The sequence below is a fragment of the Brevundimonas sp. Leaf363 genome, assembly GCF_001424025.1.
In the GTDB taxonomy this organism is placed as follows: Bacteria; Pseudomonadota; Alphaproteobacteria; order Caulobacterales; family Caulobacteraceae; genus Brevundimonas.
Genome location: NZ_LMPZ01000001.1, coordinates 291,643 through 306,503, shown reverse-complemented (window position 1 = coordinate 306,503; position 14,861 = coordinate 291,643). Strand labels below are relative to the sequence as shown.

Genomic DNA, 14,861 nt, shown 5'->3' with positions numbered 1-14,861 from the left:
ATTCTGAAGGCCAGTCGTCTGTCGGACCAACGCCATGTCGCGCACCCTCGCCCTGCCCGCAACCTTCGTCGCCCTGATCCTGGCATCGGGCGCGCCTGCCCTGGCGCAGACCGAGACGCCGGCGACCGTCAGCGCCCAGACCACCCCCGCCGCGCCGCCCGCGCCGCCGGCCCGGCCCGCCGACGCCGCCACCCGCGCCGGCTACGACCGGATGGACGCCCTGGCCCGCTCGGTCTTCTGGGCCCGCGAGAACGAGATCAATCCGCGCGACCCCCAGGCCGGCGTCAAGCTGGCGCTGGCGCTGCGCGAGCTTGGCCAGTTCGATCAGGCCGCCGCCACCGCCCAGTCGGTGCTGGTGGTCCAGCCCGCCAACGTCGAGGCCATGCTGGAGCTGGGCCGCGCCCACATCGCGCGCGGCCAGGCCTTCTACGGCATAGCGGCGCTGGAACAGGCGCGAGCAGCCGCGCCTCAAGACTGGCGCCCGCTGTCGCTGCTGGGCGTGGCCTATCAGCAGGTGCGACGCACCGACGACGCCCGCGCCGCCTGGAACGAGGGGCTACGCCTGTCGCCCGACAATCCCGACATCCTGACCAACGCCGCCATCGCCCTGATGAGTTCGGGCAACGCCGCCGGCGCCGAGGCCCTGCTGCGCCGCGCCGCCGCCCAGCCGAGCGCAACGCTGAAGGTCCGCCAGAACCTGGCCCTTTCTCTGGGCCTGCAGGGCAAGACGGCCGAGGCAGAACAGATCCTGCGCCGCGACCTGCCGCCCGAGGCGGCGGATCGCAACATCCGCTGGCTACAGGCCCGCGCGGCGCAAGCGGCGGCCCAGGCCGAGACCCGCAACTGGTCGTCGGTGCAGGGGGGGTAGCACCGCCCTTCTCCCTCCCCGCCTCGGGGAGGGATGGCGAAGCGAAGCGGAGCCGGGGTGGGGGCGGCGGAGCCGAACATCCACCGCGCCTGATTTGCGGGGCCGCCCCCACCCGACGCCTTCGGCGTCCGCCCTCCCCGGGACGGGGAGGGAGAGGCGTGGCGCTTGGGCGTCTCACCGACTATCTTCCCACCATGATCGACGAGCTCTACAGCGCGCGGATCCTGGCGCTCGCGGCGAACATGCCGCGCAGCGGTCGGCTGGCCGCGCCCGATGGCACGGGCGAGCGGACCGCCAAGCTGTGCGGGTCGCGGGCCGTGGTCGATGTTGTGCTGGATGACGACGGCCGGGTGGCCGACTTCGCCCAGGACGTGAAGGCCTGCGCCTTGGGTCAGGCCGCCGCCGGCGTCATCGGCGAGGGGGTGATCGGCGCGAGCGTCGAGGAGATCGCCGAGGCGCGCGACGCCCTCTCCGCCATGCTGAAATCCGGCGGCGAAGGGCCGGTCGGCCGATTCGAGGGGCTGCGGGCGCTGAAGCTGGTGGCCGACTATCCGGCGCGCCACGCCTCGACCCTGGTCGCCGTCGAGGCGACGCTGGAGGCCGCGACCCTGGCGCAGGCGGCGCGGACGCTGGCTCGAACTAGCATCGCCGGCGCGGCCTAGGCCGAAATCGATCAGATTTCGGTCCAGACGATCCCGGCTCGCCCCCGTTGCCCCCGTCGCGCTGACGGGGGATAAGCGCGGCGACATGGCCCCCGGCGCTAATCTCTACGAACGCGGCGTCCGCCTGGCCCATCGCGGCTACAAGCTGACGCTGAGCCCTTTGATCGGCCAGTCGTGCCGTTTCCTGCCCACCTGTTCCGACTATGGCCGTGACGCGCTGATCGCCCACGGACCGGTTCGCGGGGGCTGGCTGACGGTCCGGCGGCTGTGCCGGTGCCATCCCTTCGGCGGATCGGGCTATGACCCGGTCCCGCCTCAAAACGACGACCTGAAGACGACCTGACGATGATCGACCTGAAATTTCCCGACGGCGCGGTGCGCCAGTATCCCGACGGCTCCACGGGCCGCGACGTGGCGGCCGCCATCTCGCCGTCCCTGGCCAAGAAGGCCGCCCTGGTGGTCCTGAACGGCCAGCAGCGCGACCTGGACCGCGTCATCGAGACCGGCGGCGACTTCCGCCTGCTGATGCGCGAAGACCCCGAGGCGCTGGCCACCATCCGCCACGACGCCAGCCACGTGATGGCCGAGGCGGTGCAGAGCCTGTTCCCCGGCACCCAGGTTACGATCGGCCCGGCCATCGACGACGGCTTCTATTACGACTTCGCCCGCGACGAACCCTTCTCGACCGACGACTTCGCCAAGATCGAAAAGAAGATGGCGGAGATCATCGACAAGGGCGAACGGCTGCAGCGCGAGGTCTGGGACCGCAACGAGGCAATCGCCTATTTCGAAGGCATCGGCGAAGCCTACAAGGCCGAGCTGATCCGCGACCTGCCCGAGACCGAGACGATCACCGTCTATCGCCAGGGCGAGTGGCTGGACCTGTGCCGGGGGCCGCACTTCCCCAATACGCGCTTCGTCGGCAAGGCCTTCAAGCTGACCAAGCTGGCCGGCGCCTACTGGCGAGGCGACTCAAGCCGTGCCCAGCTGCAACGCATCTACGGCACCGCCTGGGCGACCAGGGAGGATCTGGAAGCCTATCTGCTGCGCATCGAGGAGGCCGAGAAGCGGGATCACCGCAAGCTGGGCAAGGCGATGGAGCTCTTCCACATGCAGGAAGAGGGCCGGGGCATGGTCTTCTGGCACCCCAAGGGCTGGGTCCTGTGGCGCGTGCTTGAGGCCTATATGCGCCGGCGCCTGGACGCCGCCGGCTATGTCGAGGTCAAGACGCCCCAGGTTCTGGACCGCAAATTCTGGGAACAGAGCGGCCACTGGGACAAGTATCGCCCCAATATGTTCGTCTGCGAAACGGTCGAGGGTGAGGAGCTTTCCCTCAAGCCGATGAACTGTCCCGGCCACGTGCAGATCTTCGACCAGGGCCAGCGGTCCTATCGCGAACTGCCGCTGCGCATGGCCGAGTTCGGCGCCTGCCACCGCTATGAGCCGTCGGGTTCGCTGCACGGCCTGATGCGGGTGCGCGGCTTCACCCAGGACGACGCCCACATCTTCTGCCGCGAGGATCAGATCGTCGAGGAGACGGCCGAGTTCATCAAACTGGCCCGCAGCGTTCACGCCGACCTGGGCATGGAGACGGCCTACATCAGCCTGGGCACCCGCCCGGAAAACCGCGCCGGCAGCGACGAGTTCTGGGACAAGGCCGAGGCCCTGATGGCCGAGGCCGCCCGCGCCGCCGGGACCGAGCCGGTCGTCACCGAAGGCGACGGCGCCTTCTACGCGCCCAAGCTGGACTTCATCGTCAAGGACGCCATCGGCCGCGAATGGACCTGCGGCACGATCCAGCTAGACTACGTCCTGCCCGAGCGTCTGGACGCCACCTACATCGCCGAGGACGGCCAGAAGCACCGGCCGGTCATGCTGCACCGGGCCATCCTGGGCTCGTTCGAGCGCTTCATCGGCATCATGATCGAGAACTACGCCGGCGCCTTCCCGCTGTGGCTGGCGCCGGTGCAGGTGGTGGTGGCGACGATCACCTCGGATGCCGACGAGTATGCCGAGGCGACGGCGGCCAAGCTGCGGGCCGCCGGCCTGCGGGTCGAGGTCGATCTGCGCAACGAGAAGGTCGGCTACAAGGTGCGCGAGCACTCGGTCGGCAAGGTACCCGTTATCGCCGTCGTCGGCCGCAACGAAGCCGCCGAGGGCAAGGTCGCCATCCGCCGTCTGGGCTCGCAGGCGCAGGAGCTGCTGACGCTGGACGAGGCCATCGCGGCCCTCACCACCGAGGCGTTGGCGCCGGACCTGCGCGGCTGAAAGACGCCGACTTCACCGTATCTTAGGCTACTGCCGGTCAAGGTCACGGCTGCACCAGAAGGGAGCAGCCGTGACCCACTCACTGCAGGCCGCGCAGGACGCGCCGGCCCGGCCAGAACGCACCGCCGAACCGGCGGCGCCCGCCCCGTGGCTGCATCGGCTGGTCCAGTCCGGCAATCTGCGTTTCGTCGTCATCGGGGCCTGGGCGCTGGCCCTGGCGACCGTCACGCCCTGGCTGACAGCGATTGCCTGGTTCGCCGTGGCGGTGGCCTCCGGCTATGCCCGCACCCTGGCCGAGACCCGCATCCAGATGCCCAGTGCGATCAGCCATGCGCGGCTGAAGCTGCTGGTCGCGACGGTCTCCGGCGTGGCCTGGGCCGGCGCGCCCTTGCTGGCGTTCTTCAGCGATCATGCCTACGGGCACATGGTCGCCATCGGCCTTCTGCTGTGCGGCTACATGCTGGTCTTCACCCAGATGCGGGCCGCGCCGCGCGACGCCATCATCGTCTCGACCCCCTACACCCTGACCAGCCTAGTCCTGATGGCGACCCTGTTCGGCACGCCGGGCTTCTGGGCCATGGCCGGATTGCTGCCGGTCGTCGCCATGGCCCTGGTGATCAAGATCGTCATCACCAGCGTGCGCGACCGTGAGCTGGTGGCGATCAACGCCCGCCAGGCCGAGCTGATCGAAGAACTCAAGGCCGCGCGCGACAAGGCCGACAACGCCAGCGCCGCTAAATCCAACTTTCTGGGTGTCATCTCGCACGAGCTGCGTACGCCGATGAACGGCGTGCTGGGGGCGGCGCAACTGCTGCGCATGGGCGAGCTGAGCGGCCGCCAGAAGGAGTTCGTGGACGTCATCCAGACCTCGGGCGAAGGCCTGTTGATGCTGCTGAACGACATCCTGGACATCACCAAGATCGAAGCTGGCAAGATGGACCTGGCCGTCCAGTCCACCGAGGCCGCCGCCCTGCTCGACCGTCTGGTCGGCCCGTTCGAGGCGCAGGCGCGCGCCAAGGGCCTTGGCTTCAAGCGCGAGGTCACCGGCGACCTGCCCGCCCTGGTGCGCGTCGATCCGTTGCGCCTGGGCCAGATCGTCCACAATCTGCTGGGCAACGCGGTCAAGTTCACGGCCCAGGGCGCGGTCTGCCTGACCGTCTCGAGCCGGCGGCTGCCGTCGGGTCACGCCCGCCTGACCGTGGCGGTCGACGACAGCGGCATCGGCATGGCGCAGGAGGATCTGGAGCGGCTGTTCCAGCCCTTCACCCAGGTCGACGCCTCGTCCACGCGCCGGTTCGGCGGCACGGGCCTGGGCCTCAGCATCTCGCAGCGGCTGGCCCAGATGATGGGCGGGGCCATCACCGTCGCCTCGGTGCACGGCCAGGGCTCGACCTTCTCCCTGACGCTGGACGTCGAGGTCGAGCGCTGGGAGGCGGTCGCCCAAGCCGTGGCCGCATAGGGCGGGCGCCTCGCGGGTGATGCAAAGGGGCTGAAACCCCTATATGAGGCGCTTCCTCCGCCTCTCGCGCACGTCCGGCCCGCCTCATGACCAGCCTCAAGCAGATCCGTTCGACCTACCTCGATTACTTCGCGGCCGACGGTCACACCAAGGTCCACTCGGCCCCGCTGGTGCCGCAGAACGATCCGTCCCTGCTGTTCGTCAACGCCGGCATGGTGCCGTTCAAGGACTACTTCACGGGCGCCGCCACCCCGCCCTATCCGCGCGCGACCAGCTCCCAGAAATGCGTCCGCGCCGGCGGCAAGCACAACGACCTGGACAACGTCGGCTACACCGCCCGCCACCTGACCTTCTTCGAGATGCTGGGGAATTTCTCCTTCGGCGACTATTTCAAGGAACACGCGATCGACCGCGCCTGGACGCTGGTCACAAAGGACTTCGGCCTGTCGCCCGACCGGCTGATGGTCACCGTCTATATCGACGACGACGAGGCCTTCGACATCTGGAAGAAGGTCACCGGCTTCTCCGACCACAAGATCGTCCGCATCGCCGGGTCCGACAACTTCTGGGCCATGGGCGACAACGGCCCGTGCGGTCCCTGCACCGAGATCTTCTACGACTACGGCGAGCACGTCCCCGGCGGCCCTCCCGGCTCGCCCGATGAGGACGGCGACCGGTTCGTGGAGATCTGGAACAACGTCTTCATGCAGTTCGAGAAGGAGAACGACCAGATCGTCCGCTCCCTCCCGAAGCCGTCGGTCGACACCGGCATGGGGCTGGAGCGCATCGCCAGCGTGCTTCAGGGCAAGAACTCGGTCTTCGACACCGACCTGTTCCAGACCCTGATCGCCGCGTCGGCCGAGGCCACCTCGACCGACGTCAGCGGCGACATGGCGGCCAGCCACCGGGTCATCGCCGACCACCTGCGTTCGTCGTCCTTCCTGATCGCCGACGGCGTCACCCCGTCGAACGAGGGCCGCGGCTACGTCCTGCGCCGCATCATGCGCCGCGCCATGCGCCACGCCCACCTGCTGGGCGCGTCCGACCCGCTGATGCACCGCCTGGTGCCGACGCTGGTCGCCGAAATGGGCGAGGCCTTCCCCGAGCTGAAGCGCGCCCAGGCCTTCGTCGAGGACACGCTGAAACAGGAAGAGCTGCGCTTCCGCACCACCCTGGGCCGGGGCATGACCCTGTTCGACCAGGCCGTGGACGGCTTCCAGCCCGGCGACATGCTGGACGGCCAGACGGCCTTCACCCTGTCCGACACCTACGGCTTCCCGCTGGACCTGACGCAGGACGAGGCGCGGCGGCGCGGCTTCGGCGTCGACGTCGACGGCTTCGAGGACGCCATGTCCAAGCAGCGCGCCCGCTCGCGCGAGCACTGGACCGGCTCGGGTCAGAGCGCCAACGCCGGCGAGTGGCTGGCACTGCGCGATCGCCTGGGGCCGACGGTCTTCACCGGCTATGACGCGGTTGAAGGCTCGGGCGAAGTCCTGGCCCTGGTGGTCGGCGGCGAGGCCGTCGATCGGCTGGAGGCCGGCCAGGTCGGCGAGGTCTTGTTCGACCAGACCCCCTTCTACGGCGAAGGCGGCGGCCAGGCCGGCGACAAGGGCGAGATCGAGTGGACCGACGCCTCGGGCCAGCAGGCGACGGCGACGGTGCTGGACGTGCTCAAGCACGCCGGCGGCGACCTCTACGCCCATAAGGTCGAGATCACCTCGGGCACGCTGGAGATCGGCGTCCGAGCCCAGCTGCGCGCCAAGTCCGACGCCCGCCTGACCACCCGCGCCAACCATTCGGCCGCCCACCTGCTGCACGCGGCCCTGGCCCATGTGCTGGGCTCTCACGTCGCCCAGAAGGGCCAGCTGGTCGACGCCGAGCGCATGCGCTTCGACTTCAGCCACAACGCGCCGGTCACAGATGCCGAGCTGGCCGCGCTGGAGGACGAGGTCAACGCCGTCATCCGCCAGAACGTCCCGGCCACGACCCAACTGATGGCCCCGCAGGAAGCCATCGAGGCCGGCGCCGTCGCCCTGTTCGGCGAGAAGTACGGCGACGAGGTCCGCGTCCTGACGCTGGGCCGTTCGCTGACCGACGCATCCAAGCCCTATTCGGTCGAACTGTGCGGCGGCACCCACGTGGCCCGCACCGGCGACATCGCCCTGTTCAAGATCGTGTCCGAGACCGGCATCGCGGCGGGCGTGCGCCGCATCGAAGCCCTGACCGGCGAGGCGGCCCGCCAGTATCTGCTGGCCCAGGCCAACGTCGCCCGCGCCCTGGCCCGCGACTTCAAGATCCAGCCGACTGACGTGCCCGCTCGCGTCGAGGGCCTGACCACCTCGGTCAAGGCGCTGGAAAAGCAGGTCGCCGACCTGAAGAAGCAGCTCGCCCTGGGCGGCGGCTCGGGCGCCAACGCCGCGCCGGAAGAGATCGGCGGCGTCAAGCTGATCGCCCGCGTCCTGGACGGCGTCGACGGCAAAGGCCTGCGCGGCGTGGCCGAGGACTTCAAGAAGTCACTCGGCTCCGGCGTCGTCGCCCTGATCGGCGTCACCGAAGGCAAGGCGGCGGTCACGGTCGCCGCCACGCCCGACCTGGCCGGCAAGGTGAATGCGGCGGACCTCGCCCGCGCGGCCGTCCTGGCCATGGGCGGGCAAGGCGCGGGCGGCAAACCCGACTTCGCCCAGGGCGGCGCCCCGGATGGCTCCAAGGCTGAAGAGGGTCTGACGGCGGTGCGGGCGGCCCTCGCCGGCTGAGGCCTACCTCAGGTCCACCGCCGCCAGTTTCCAGCTGAACAGGCCGCGGCGCTTCATCAGAAGGTCGAGCTTTTCGTTCGGCCGGTCGTCGCGCGTCAGAGTGACGGCGAAGGTGTTCAGGTCGCGGTAGCTGTAGCTCTCGTGCACCTGGTCGGCCTTGGGCGGGGCGTCGGCGGAGGGCTTGATCGGCTCGCCCGGCTCGGCGACCGGCGCCTCGGCGGTCTTGACCATGGAGGCGACCGCCTGGGGGGTCACGAACGCGTCGACGGCGGCCGAGATCAGGGCGGGGCCGATCAGCATGCCCAGCCCCCCCAGCGCCGCGTCGTTGCCCTTCAACTCGTCGATCATGCGGGCGTTGAGCTGTTCCTTCAGACTGATCCGGAAGGCGGGGAAGTCCACGAGCCGTTCCAGCGCGGCGGCGTCGCCGGCCTGGCCCGCCTTGACCAGGGCGCGGGCGCTGAGGATGGGGCTGAAGGCATAAAGTCCGCTCGCCACCAGTAAGACGATCAGGACGACGCCCCAGACCAGAGCCTTGATGCCGCGTCGGGTCATGGGCGAGCCGCCGAACGGTTGGCGGCCGGCGCCGGCGCCGCGACGCGTGCGGGCGCGGCGGGACCGGCCCCTTCGGGCAGGCCGATGTGGACCAGCTTCCACTCATACGGACCGCGACGTTCGAAGGTGAAGATGGTGCGCGAGCCGCCGTCGTCCTCGACCGCCATCCGGGCGCGATTGACGCCCCAGAAGACGGGCGCGGGGAAGGGATCGCGAGTCGCCTGCGCACCCGAGTGACGTTGCGAGGCGTAACGCCCCTCGCCCCGCGTCAGCGCGCCGATGGCCGAGGGCGTCAGATAGGCGTCGACGTCGGGGGCCTGGGGCGCCGGCAGGGCGTCCTCGACGCGGCGACGGAAGGCGCCGATGGGATCTTCGATGAAGGACGGCGGCGGTGCCATCGCCTCGGGACGGCCATCCAGCTGGGGCCGCAGCGACTGGCGCACGGCGGTGAAGTCGATCAGGCGCGACAGGCCCGCCACATCACTGGCGTCGGCGGCCGACCGGATCGCGAAGAAGCCCACGGCGGGCGCGGCGAAGAAAGCCACGACCGCCATGACGGCGACCGTGATGATCAGATTGAACAGCAGCTTCTTCATCACGCCTCCCCAGGCTCGGCGTCAGAATGCACGAGGCTCGGGAAGGGTCCAAAGGGAAACTGCCCGTCGGCCCACTCCCCCTCCCGTCATCCTCGGACTTGATCCGAGGATCAGGTTGTCCGGCGGGCAGCAGAGACAGGCTGAAGCGCCGCGCCACGAGCCATCTGCGTTCAGCACGACCTACACCCGATCCTCGGATCAAGTCCGAGGATGACGGCCCCAAGATGGGGCGCCCGAATACGGGGCGGCATCAGCGACGCCGCCCCAGAAGAGCGATCAGCCCACGTCCGGCAAGGCCGCGCGCAGGTTCTCGGCGACCTTGTCGAGGAAGCCCTCGGTGGTCAGCCACCCCTGCTGGTCGCCGACCAGCAGGGCCAGGTCCTTGGTCATGAATCCGGCCTCGACGGTCGAGACGACGACCTTCTCGAGTGTCTCGGCGAAGGTCATCAGCTCGGCGTTGCCGTCCAGTTTGGCGCGGTGCTTGAAGCCGGCGGTCCAGGCGAAGATCGAAGCGATCGAGTTGGTCGAGGTGGCCTCGCCCTTCTGATGCTGGCGATAGTGGCGGGTCACGGTGCCGTGGGCGGCCTCGGTCTCCATCACCTTGCCGTCCGGCGTCATCAGCACCGAGGTCATCAGGCCCAGCGAGCCGAAGCCCTGCGCCACCACGTCGGACTGCACGTCGCCGTCGTAGTTCTTGCACGCCCAGACGAAGCCGCCCGACCACTTGATGGCCGCGGCCACCATGTCGTCGATCAGGCGGTGCTCATAGGTCAGGCCGGCGGCCTTGAACTTTTCGGCGTACTCGGCGTCGAACACCTCCTGGAAGATATCCTTGAAGCGACCGTCATAGGCTTTGAGGATCGTGTTCTTGGTCGACAGATAGACCGGGAAGTTGCGGTTCAGGCCATAGCTGAACGAGGCGTGGGCGAAGTCGCGGATCGAGTCGTCCAGGTTGTACATGCCCATGGCGACGCCCGCCGACGGCGACTTGAAGACCTCGTGCTCGATCACCTGGCCGTCGTCGCCGACGAACTTGATCGACAGCGTGCCGGCGCCCGGCATCAGGAAATCGGTGGCCTTGTACTGGTCGCCGAAGGCGTGACGGCCGACGACGATCGGCTGGGTCCAGCCCGGCACCAGGCGCGGCACGTTCGAGCAGATGATCGGTTCGCGGAAGACCACGCCGCCCAGGATGTTGCGGATGGTGCCGTTCGGCGACTTCCACATCTTCTTCAGGCCGAACTCGGCGACGCGCGCCTCGTCGGGCGTGATGGTGGCGCACTTCACGCCGACGCCGTGCTTCTGGATGGCGTGGGCGGCGTCGATCGTCACCTGGTCGTCGGTGGCGTCGCGGTGCTCCATGCCCAGGTCGTAGTAGTCCAGCTCGACGTCCACGAACGGGAAGACCAGCTTGTCCTTGATCCACTGCCAGATGATCCGGGTCATTTCGTCGCCGTCGATGTCGACGATCGGGTTTGCGACGGCGATCTTGGCCATGGGGCGTCCTTGTCAGCGGCTGTGCGGGGATGTCGCGGCGGTATAGCGAGGGCCGGCGGCGGGCGCAAAGGGCGGTCGCGTTAACCGTGCCCCGAAATCGTCGCATCTCTTAGCCGAACTTTTGGCGGCCGCGCCGGGTTTTGAAGGCCCGTTCAGGAAGCCCGATGACCGATGAGCTCAAGCTATTGACCGAGCGGTGGATTCTCGCGTTTTGCGAGGCTCCGCCCATTCTCGACGTGGAGTTGATGCGTCAGGTTCTCGACGACCTGGCCCCGGTGCAAAATCCTCCCCCTTAATGGGGAGGATGCGCGCCGTCAGGCCGAAGCCAGCGCTGCTTCGGACGCGATGATGCGGCTGGCGGCATGCACCACGGCGCCGATGCGCAGGGCGGCCTGGACGTGCGTGTTCGGCACCCCGTGCTTGCGCAGCTCGCCCTCGTGGGCGTCCAGGCAGGCGCCGCAGCCGTTGATGGCCGACACGGCCGTCGACCACAGCTCGAAGTCCAGCTTTTCCACGCCCGGGTTGGCCAGGATGTTCATCCGCAGGCGCGCCGGCAGGGTGGTGTATTCGTGGTTCTTCATCAGGTGCAGCGACCGATAGTAGATGTTGTTCATGCCCATGATGGCCGCCGCCGCCTTGGCCGCGTTCATGGCTTCCGGCGACAGCACGGTCGCCGCCTGGGCCTCGATCAGCCTGACCACCGGCGCGACGCCGATGGCGTGGGCCGAGGCCAGGAAACAGCCCCACTTCTGCTGATCGGTCAGCAGGCTCTCACCCGCCAGCGACGACAGGTTCAGCGAGATATCCTTGGCGTAGGACGGCAGTTGTTCGCGCAGGGCGTCAAGGGACATGGGGGCCTCGATCAGCCGTCGGAGAGGCGGCTGTGAAAAGTGCAAGTGAGCAAGCAGTGAGCAGGCGTGCGCCAGGATCGACCGGCGCGGGCCTTCTGGAAAAGGCGTGAGCGGAGGCCGAGCCGGACTGGCTCACCCCTCGCTCACTGACACTTTTTACCCGTGACTTACGCGGCCAGCACGTCGCCGCCGACGGGGCGGTTGCAGGCGCACAGCTCGTCGGTCTGCAGGGCGTCGACGACACGCAGGGTGTCCTCCGGCGCACGGCCGACGTTCAGGTTGGTGACATAGACGTGCTGGATGACGTTGTGCGGATCGACGACGAAGGTCGCGCGCAGGGCGACGCCTTCTTCTTCATCGAGCACGCCCAGGGCGCGGGCCAGCTTGCCGCCGTTGTCGGCGAACTGCCAGATCGGCAGCTTGTCCAGGTCGGCGTGGTCGCGGCGCCAGGCCAGCTTGGTGAACTCGTTGTCGGTCGAACCGCCCAGGACGACGGTGTCGCGGTCCTCGAAATCCTTGCCCAGCTTGGCGAAGGCGGCGATTTCGGTCGGGCAGACGAAGGTGAAGTCCTTCGGGTAGAAGAAGATGACCTTCCACTTGCCCTCGAAGCTGTCCTTGGTGACGGTCTCGAACGCCGAGACGCCGTTCTCTTCGTGGCTGTTGAAGCCGGGCTTCACGCCGATGATCTTGAAGTCAGGCAGGGTCTGGCCGACGCCGAGCATGTGCATCTCCTAGGTGCGATGATGATTGGTGCGGCGGCGCCGGGAGGGGGAGGAGGCGCCGCCGTTGGAGCTCAGATGGGCCGCCGCAGGATCGAAGTCAAATCGATCCTTTCGCAAGTGCGAATAGACTAAGCTTATGCCGATTCCGGCGATGATCCATAAGCTCCGCTATTCTCGATCAAAACATCAATCGATTTGTCTTTCGATTTCGCATGGCCGACGTTGGGTGACCCTCAATCAAGAAAAGGCCGGGACCATGGACGGAAACGCAGGCGGCGCCACACCTCTGAACGACCCCAAGAAGGACAAGGGCGCGCTGCGCTCGCTGACCGGGCGCAACAATCGCGACTGGTGGCCGAACCATCTGTCGATGGACATCCTGCACCAGCAGGGCAAGTCGGGCGACCCGATGGGCGACGACTTCGACTACCCCAAGGCCTTCATGTCGCTGGACTATCAGGCCGTGAAAGCGGACCTCAAGGCCCTGATGACCGACAGCCAGCCGTGGTGGCCGGCGGACTATGGCCACTACGGCCCCTTCTTCATCCGCATGGCCTGGCACTCGGCCGGCACCTACCGGACCGGCGACGGTCGCGGCGGCGCGGGCGCGGGCCAGCAGCGCTTCGCCCCCCTGAACTCCTGGCCGGACAACGGCAACCTGGACAAGGCGCGCCGCATCCTGTGGCCGATCAAGTCCAAGTACGGCTCCAAGCTCAGCTGGGCCGACCTGATGATCCTGGCCGGCAATGTCGCCATTGAATCGATGGGCGGGCCGGTCTTCGGCTTCGGCGGCGGCCGCAAGGACGTCTGGGAGCCCGAGAAGGACGTCTACTGGGGCACCGAGGAGAACTGGGTCGGCGACGAGGCCAACCAGACCCGCATCCGTCCTGATGACGGCGTCGAGCTGGAAAGCCCGCTGGCCGCCATCCAGATGGGCCTGATCTATGTGAACCCCGAAGGCCCCGGCGGCGTGCCCGAGGCGCTTTTGTCGGCGCGCGACCTGCGCGAGACCTTCGCCCGCATGGGCATGAACGACGAGGAGACGGCGGCCCTGACCGCGGGCGGCCACACCTTCGGCAAGGCGCACGGCGCCGGCAACGCCAAGCTGGTGGGGCAGTCGCCCGAAGGCTCGGACATCGCCCAGCAGGGCCTCGGCTGGCAGTCGGGACATGAGAGCGGCATGGGCGACCATACGATCACCTCGGGCATCGAAGGGGCCTGGACCCCCACGCCGATCACCTGGGACATGACCTATTTCGACATGCTGCTGGACCATGAGTACGAGCTGGTCCGCAGCCCGGCAGGCGCCAAGCAGTGGCAGCCGGTCGGCAATCCGCCCGAGACCCTGGCACCGGCCGCGCACACGCCGGGCAAGCGCGTCCCGACCATGATGACCACGGCCGACATGGCCTTCAAGATCGACCCGGCCTACCGCGTCATCATGGAGAAGTTCCGCGCCGATCCGGCCTATTTCGGCGACGCCTTCGCCCGCGCCTGGTTCAAGCTGTGCCACCGCGACATGGGCCCCAGGGCTCGCTACCTGGGCCCGGAAGTCCCGGCCGAGGATCTGATCTGGCAGGACCCGATCCCCGCCCCGACCGGCCCGGCCCTGACCGACGCGGATGTCGCCTCGCTGAAGTCGGCCATCGCCGCCTCCGGCCTGTCGGTCGCCGATCTGGTCAAGACGGCCTGGGCCTCCGCCGTCACCTATCGCGGCTCGGACCACCGGGGCGGCGCCAACGGCGGACGCATCCGCCTGGAGCCGCAGCGCAGCTGGGAGGTCAACGAACCGGCCGAACTGGATCGGGTGCTCAAGGTCTATGAGGGCATCCAGGCCTCGTCGGGCGCCAACGTCTCCATCGCCGACCTGATCGTGCTGGGCGGCTCCGTCGGGGTCGAACAGGCGGCGAAGGCGGCGGGCCATTCCATCGACGTGCCCTTCACCCCCGGCCGCACCGACGCCTCGGCCGAACAGACCGACGTAGAAGGCTTCGCGGTGCTGGAGCCCAAAGCCGACGGCTTCCGCAACTATCTGTCGGTGCGCTTCAACGTGCCGACCGAGGAGCTGCTGATCGACCGGGCGCAGCTGCTGGGCCTGACGGCGCCGGAGATGACGGTGCTGGTCGGCGGCCTGCGGGTGCTGGGCGCCAACTACAAGGGCTCGCAGGACGGCGTTCTGACCAAACGGGTCGGGCAGCTGACGAACGACTTCTTCGTCAACCTGCTGGACATGCGCACGGCCTGGAAACAGGTGGACGACAGCGCCGACGAGACCTTCGTCGGCACTGACCGCCTGACCGACGAACAGAAGTGGACCGCCACCCGCACCGACCTGGTGTTCGGCTCCAACTCGCAGCTGCGCGCCCTGGCCGAGGTCTACGCCTCCGAAGACGCCGGCGAGAAGTTCGTGCGCGACTTCGCCAAGGCCTGGGTCAAGGTCATGAACGCCGACCGCTACGACATCTGGCGCGCCGGCTTCGACAAGGCCGCCGCCTGACGACAGCCGCCTTCTCCCCTTGCGGGAGAAGGTTCCGGCAGGGGGATGAGGGGTCGCGCCGCGCCCGGCCACAGCCGACGTCGCGAGACCCCTCATCCGTCGCCTTTGGCGTCACCTTCTCCCGCAAGGGGAGAAG

13 protein-coding genes are annotated in these 14,861 nt (G+C 68.5%); 8 read left to right on the top strand and 5 right to left on the bottom strand.

Annotated features, from left to right (window positions below; translation table 11 throughout):
- Positions 1-34 precede the first annotated feature (34 nt).
- The 6 genes from ASG17_RS01550 (at position 35) to alaS (ending at position 8,010) form a co-directional block, all read left to right on the top strand.
- Positions 35-868 carry a tetratricopeptide repeat protein gene (locus ASG17_RS01550; protein WP_056098306.1) on the top strand — a complete coding sequence of 278 codons (834 nt, stop codon included), beginning with the start codon at positions 35-37 and terminating at the stop codon, positions 866-868.
- Between the two features lie 194 nt (positions 869-1,062).
- Positions 1,063-1,530 (top strand): iron-sulfur cluster assembly scaffold protein, encoded by a 468-nt coding sequence (locus ASG17_RS01545; RefSeq protein WP_056098953.1) that lies wholly within the window; start codon positions 1,063-1,065, stop codon positions 1,528-1,530.
- A gap of 85 nt (positions 1,531-1,615) precedes the next feature.
- Entirely contained in the window at positions 1,616-1,873 is a 258-nt protein-coding gene (gene yidD / locus ASG17_RS01540; RefSeq protein ID WP_056098305.1) for a membrane protein insertion efficiency factor YidD, read from the top strand.
- Positions 1,874-1,875: 2 nt separating this feature from the next.
- On the top strand, positions 1,876-3,798 hold the full coding sequence (gene thrS, locus ASG17_RS01535; protein WP_056098303.1) for a threonine--tRNA ligase: 1,923 nt from the start codon (positions 1,876-1,878) through the stop codon (positions 3,796-3,798).
- Between the two features lie 70 nt (positions 3,799-3,868).
- Positions 3,869-5,257: a HAMP domain-containing sensor histidine kinase gene (locus tag ASG17_RS01530; protein ID WP_056098301.1), complete on the top strand. Its 1,389-nt coding sequence runs from the start codon at positions 3,869-3,871 to the stop codon at positions 5,255-5,257.
- An 86-nt stretch (positions 5,258-5,343) separates the two neighbouring features.
- Positions 5,344-8,010, top strand: coding sequence for an alanine--tRNA ligase (alaS, locus tag ASG17_RS01525; RefSeq protein ID WP_056098300.1), 2,667 nt, complete (start codon positions 5,344-5,346; stop codon positions 8,008-8,010).
- Positions 8,011-8,013: 3 nt separating this feature from the next.
- Here the strand turns inward: alaS and ASG17_RS01520 are convergent, their stop codons facing one another.
- From ASG17_RS01520 to ASG17_RS01510, 3 genes are all read right to left on the bottom strand, one after another.
- On the bottom strand, positions 8,014-8,562 hold the full coding sequence (locus ASG17_RS01520; RefSeq protein ID WP_056098298.1) for a DUF2939 domain-containing protein: 549 nt from the start codon (positions 8,560-8,562) through the stop codon (positions 8,014-8,016).
- Positions 8,559-9,158: a DUF2939 domain-containing protein gene (locus ASG17_RS01515; RefSeq protein ID WP_056098295.1), complete on the bottom strand. Its 600-nt coding sequence runs from the start codon at positions 9,156-9,158 to the stop codon at positions 8,559-8,561. The genes ASG17_RS01520 and ASG17_RS01515 overlap by 4 nt, the downstream gene beginning before the upstream one ends.
- 276 nt (positions 9,159-9,434) lie before the next feature.
- The gene (locus ASG17_RS01510; RefSeq protein WP_056098294.1) at positions 9,435-10,655 is read right to left on the bottom strand and encodes an NADP-dependent isocitrate dehydrogenase; all 1,221 of its coding nucleotides are present in this window, start codon (positions 10,653-10,655) and stop codon (positions 9,435-9,437) included.
- Positions 10,656-10,819: 164 nt separating this feature from the next.
- Between ASG17_RS01510 and ASG17_RS15900 the strand changes: the two genes are divergently transcribed.
- On the top strand, positions 10,820-10,951 hold the full coding sequence (locus ASG17_RS15900) for a hypothetical protein (RefSeq protein ID WP_255353987.1): 132 nt from the start codon (positions 10,820-10,822) through the stop codon (positions 10,949-10,951).
- 18 nt (positions 10,952-10,969) lie between these two features.
- Here ASG17_RS15900 and ASG17_RS01505 read toward each other — a convergent pair whose 3' ends face one another.
- Both ASG17_RS01505 and ASG17_RS01500 read right to left on the bottom strand, forming a co-directional pair.
- Positions 10,970-11,506, bottom strand: coding sequence for a carboxymuconolactone decarboxylase family protein (locus ASG17_RS01505; protein WP_056098290.1), 537 nt, complete (start codon positions 11,504-11,506; stop codon positions 10,970-10,972).
- 167 nt (positions 11,507-11,673) lie between these two features.
- Entirely contained in the window at positions 11,674-12,228 is a 555-nt protein-coding gene (locus ASG17_RS01500) for a peroxiredoxin (RefSeq protein ID WP_056098289.1), read from the bottom strand.
- Positions 12,229-12,484: 256 nt separating this feature from the next.
- Here ASG17_RS01500 and katG point away from each other — a divergent pair, with 256 nt between their 5' ends.
- Positions 12,485-14,725, top strand: a complete 2,241-nt coding sequence (gene katG / locus ASG17_RS01495) for a catalase/peroxidase HPI (protein WP_056098287.1) — start codon at positions 12,485-12,487, stop codon at positions 14,723-14,725.
- The last annotated feature ends 136 nt before the right edge of the window (positions 14,726-14,861 follow it).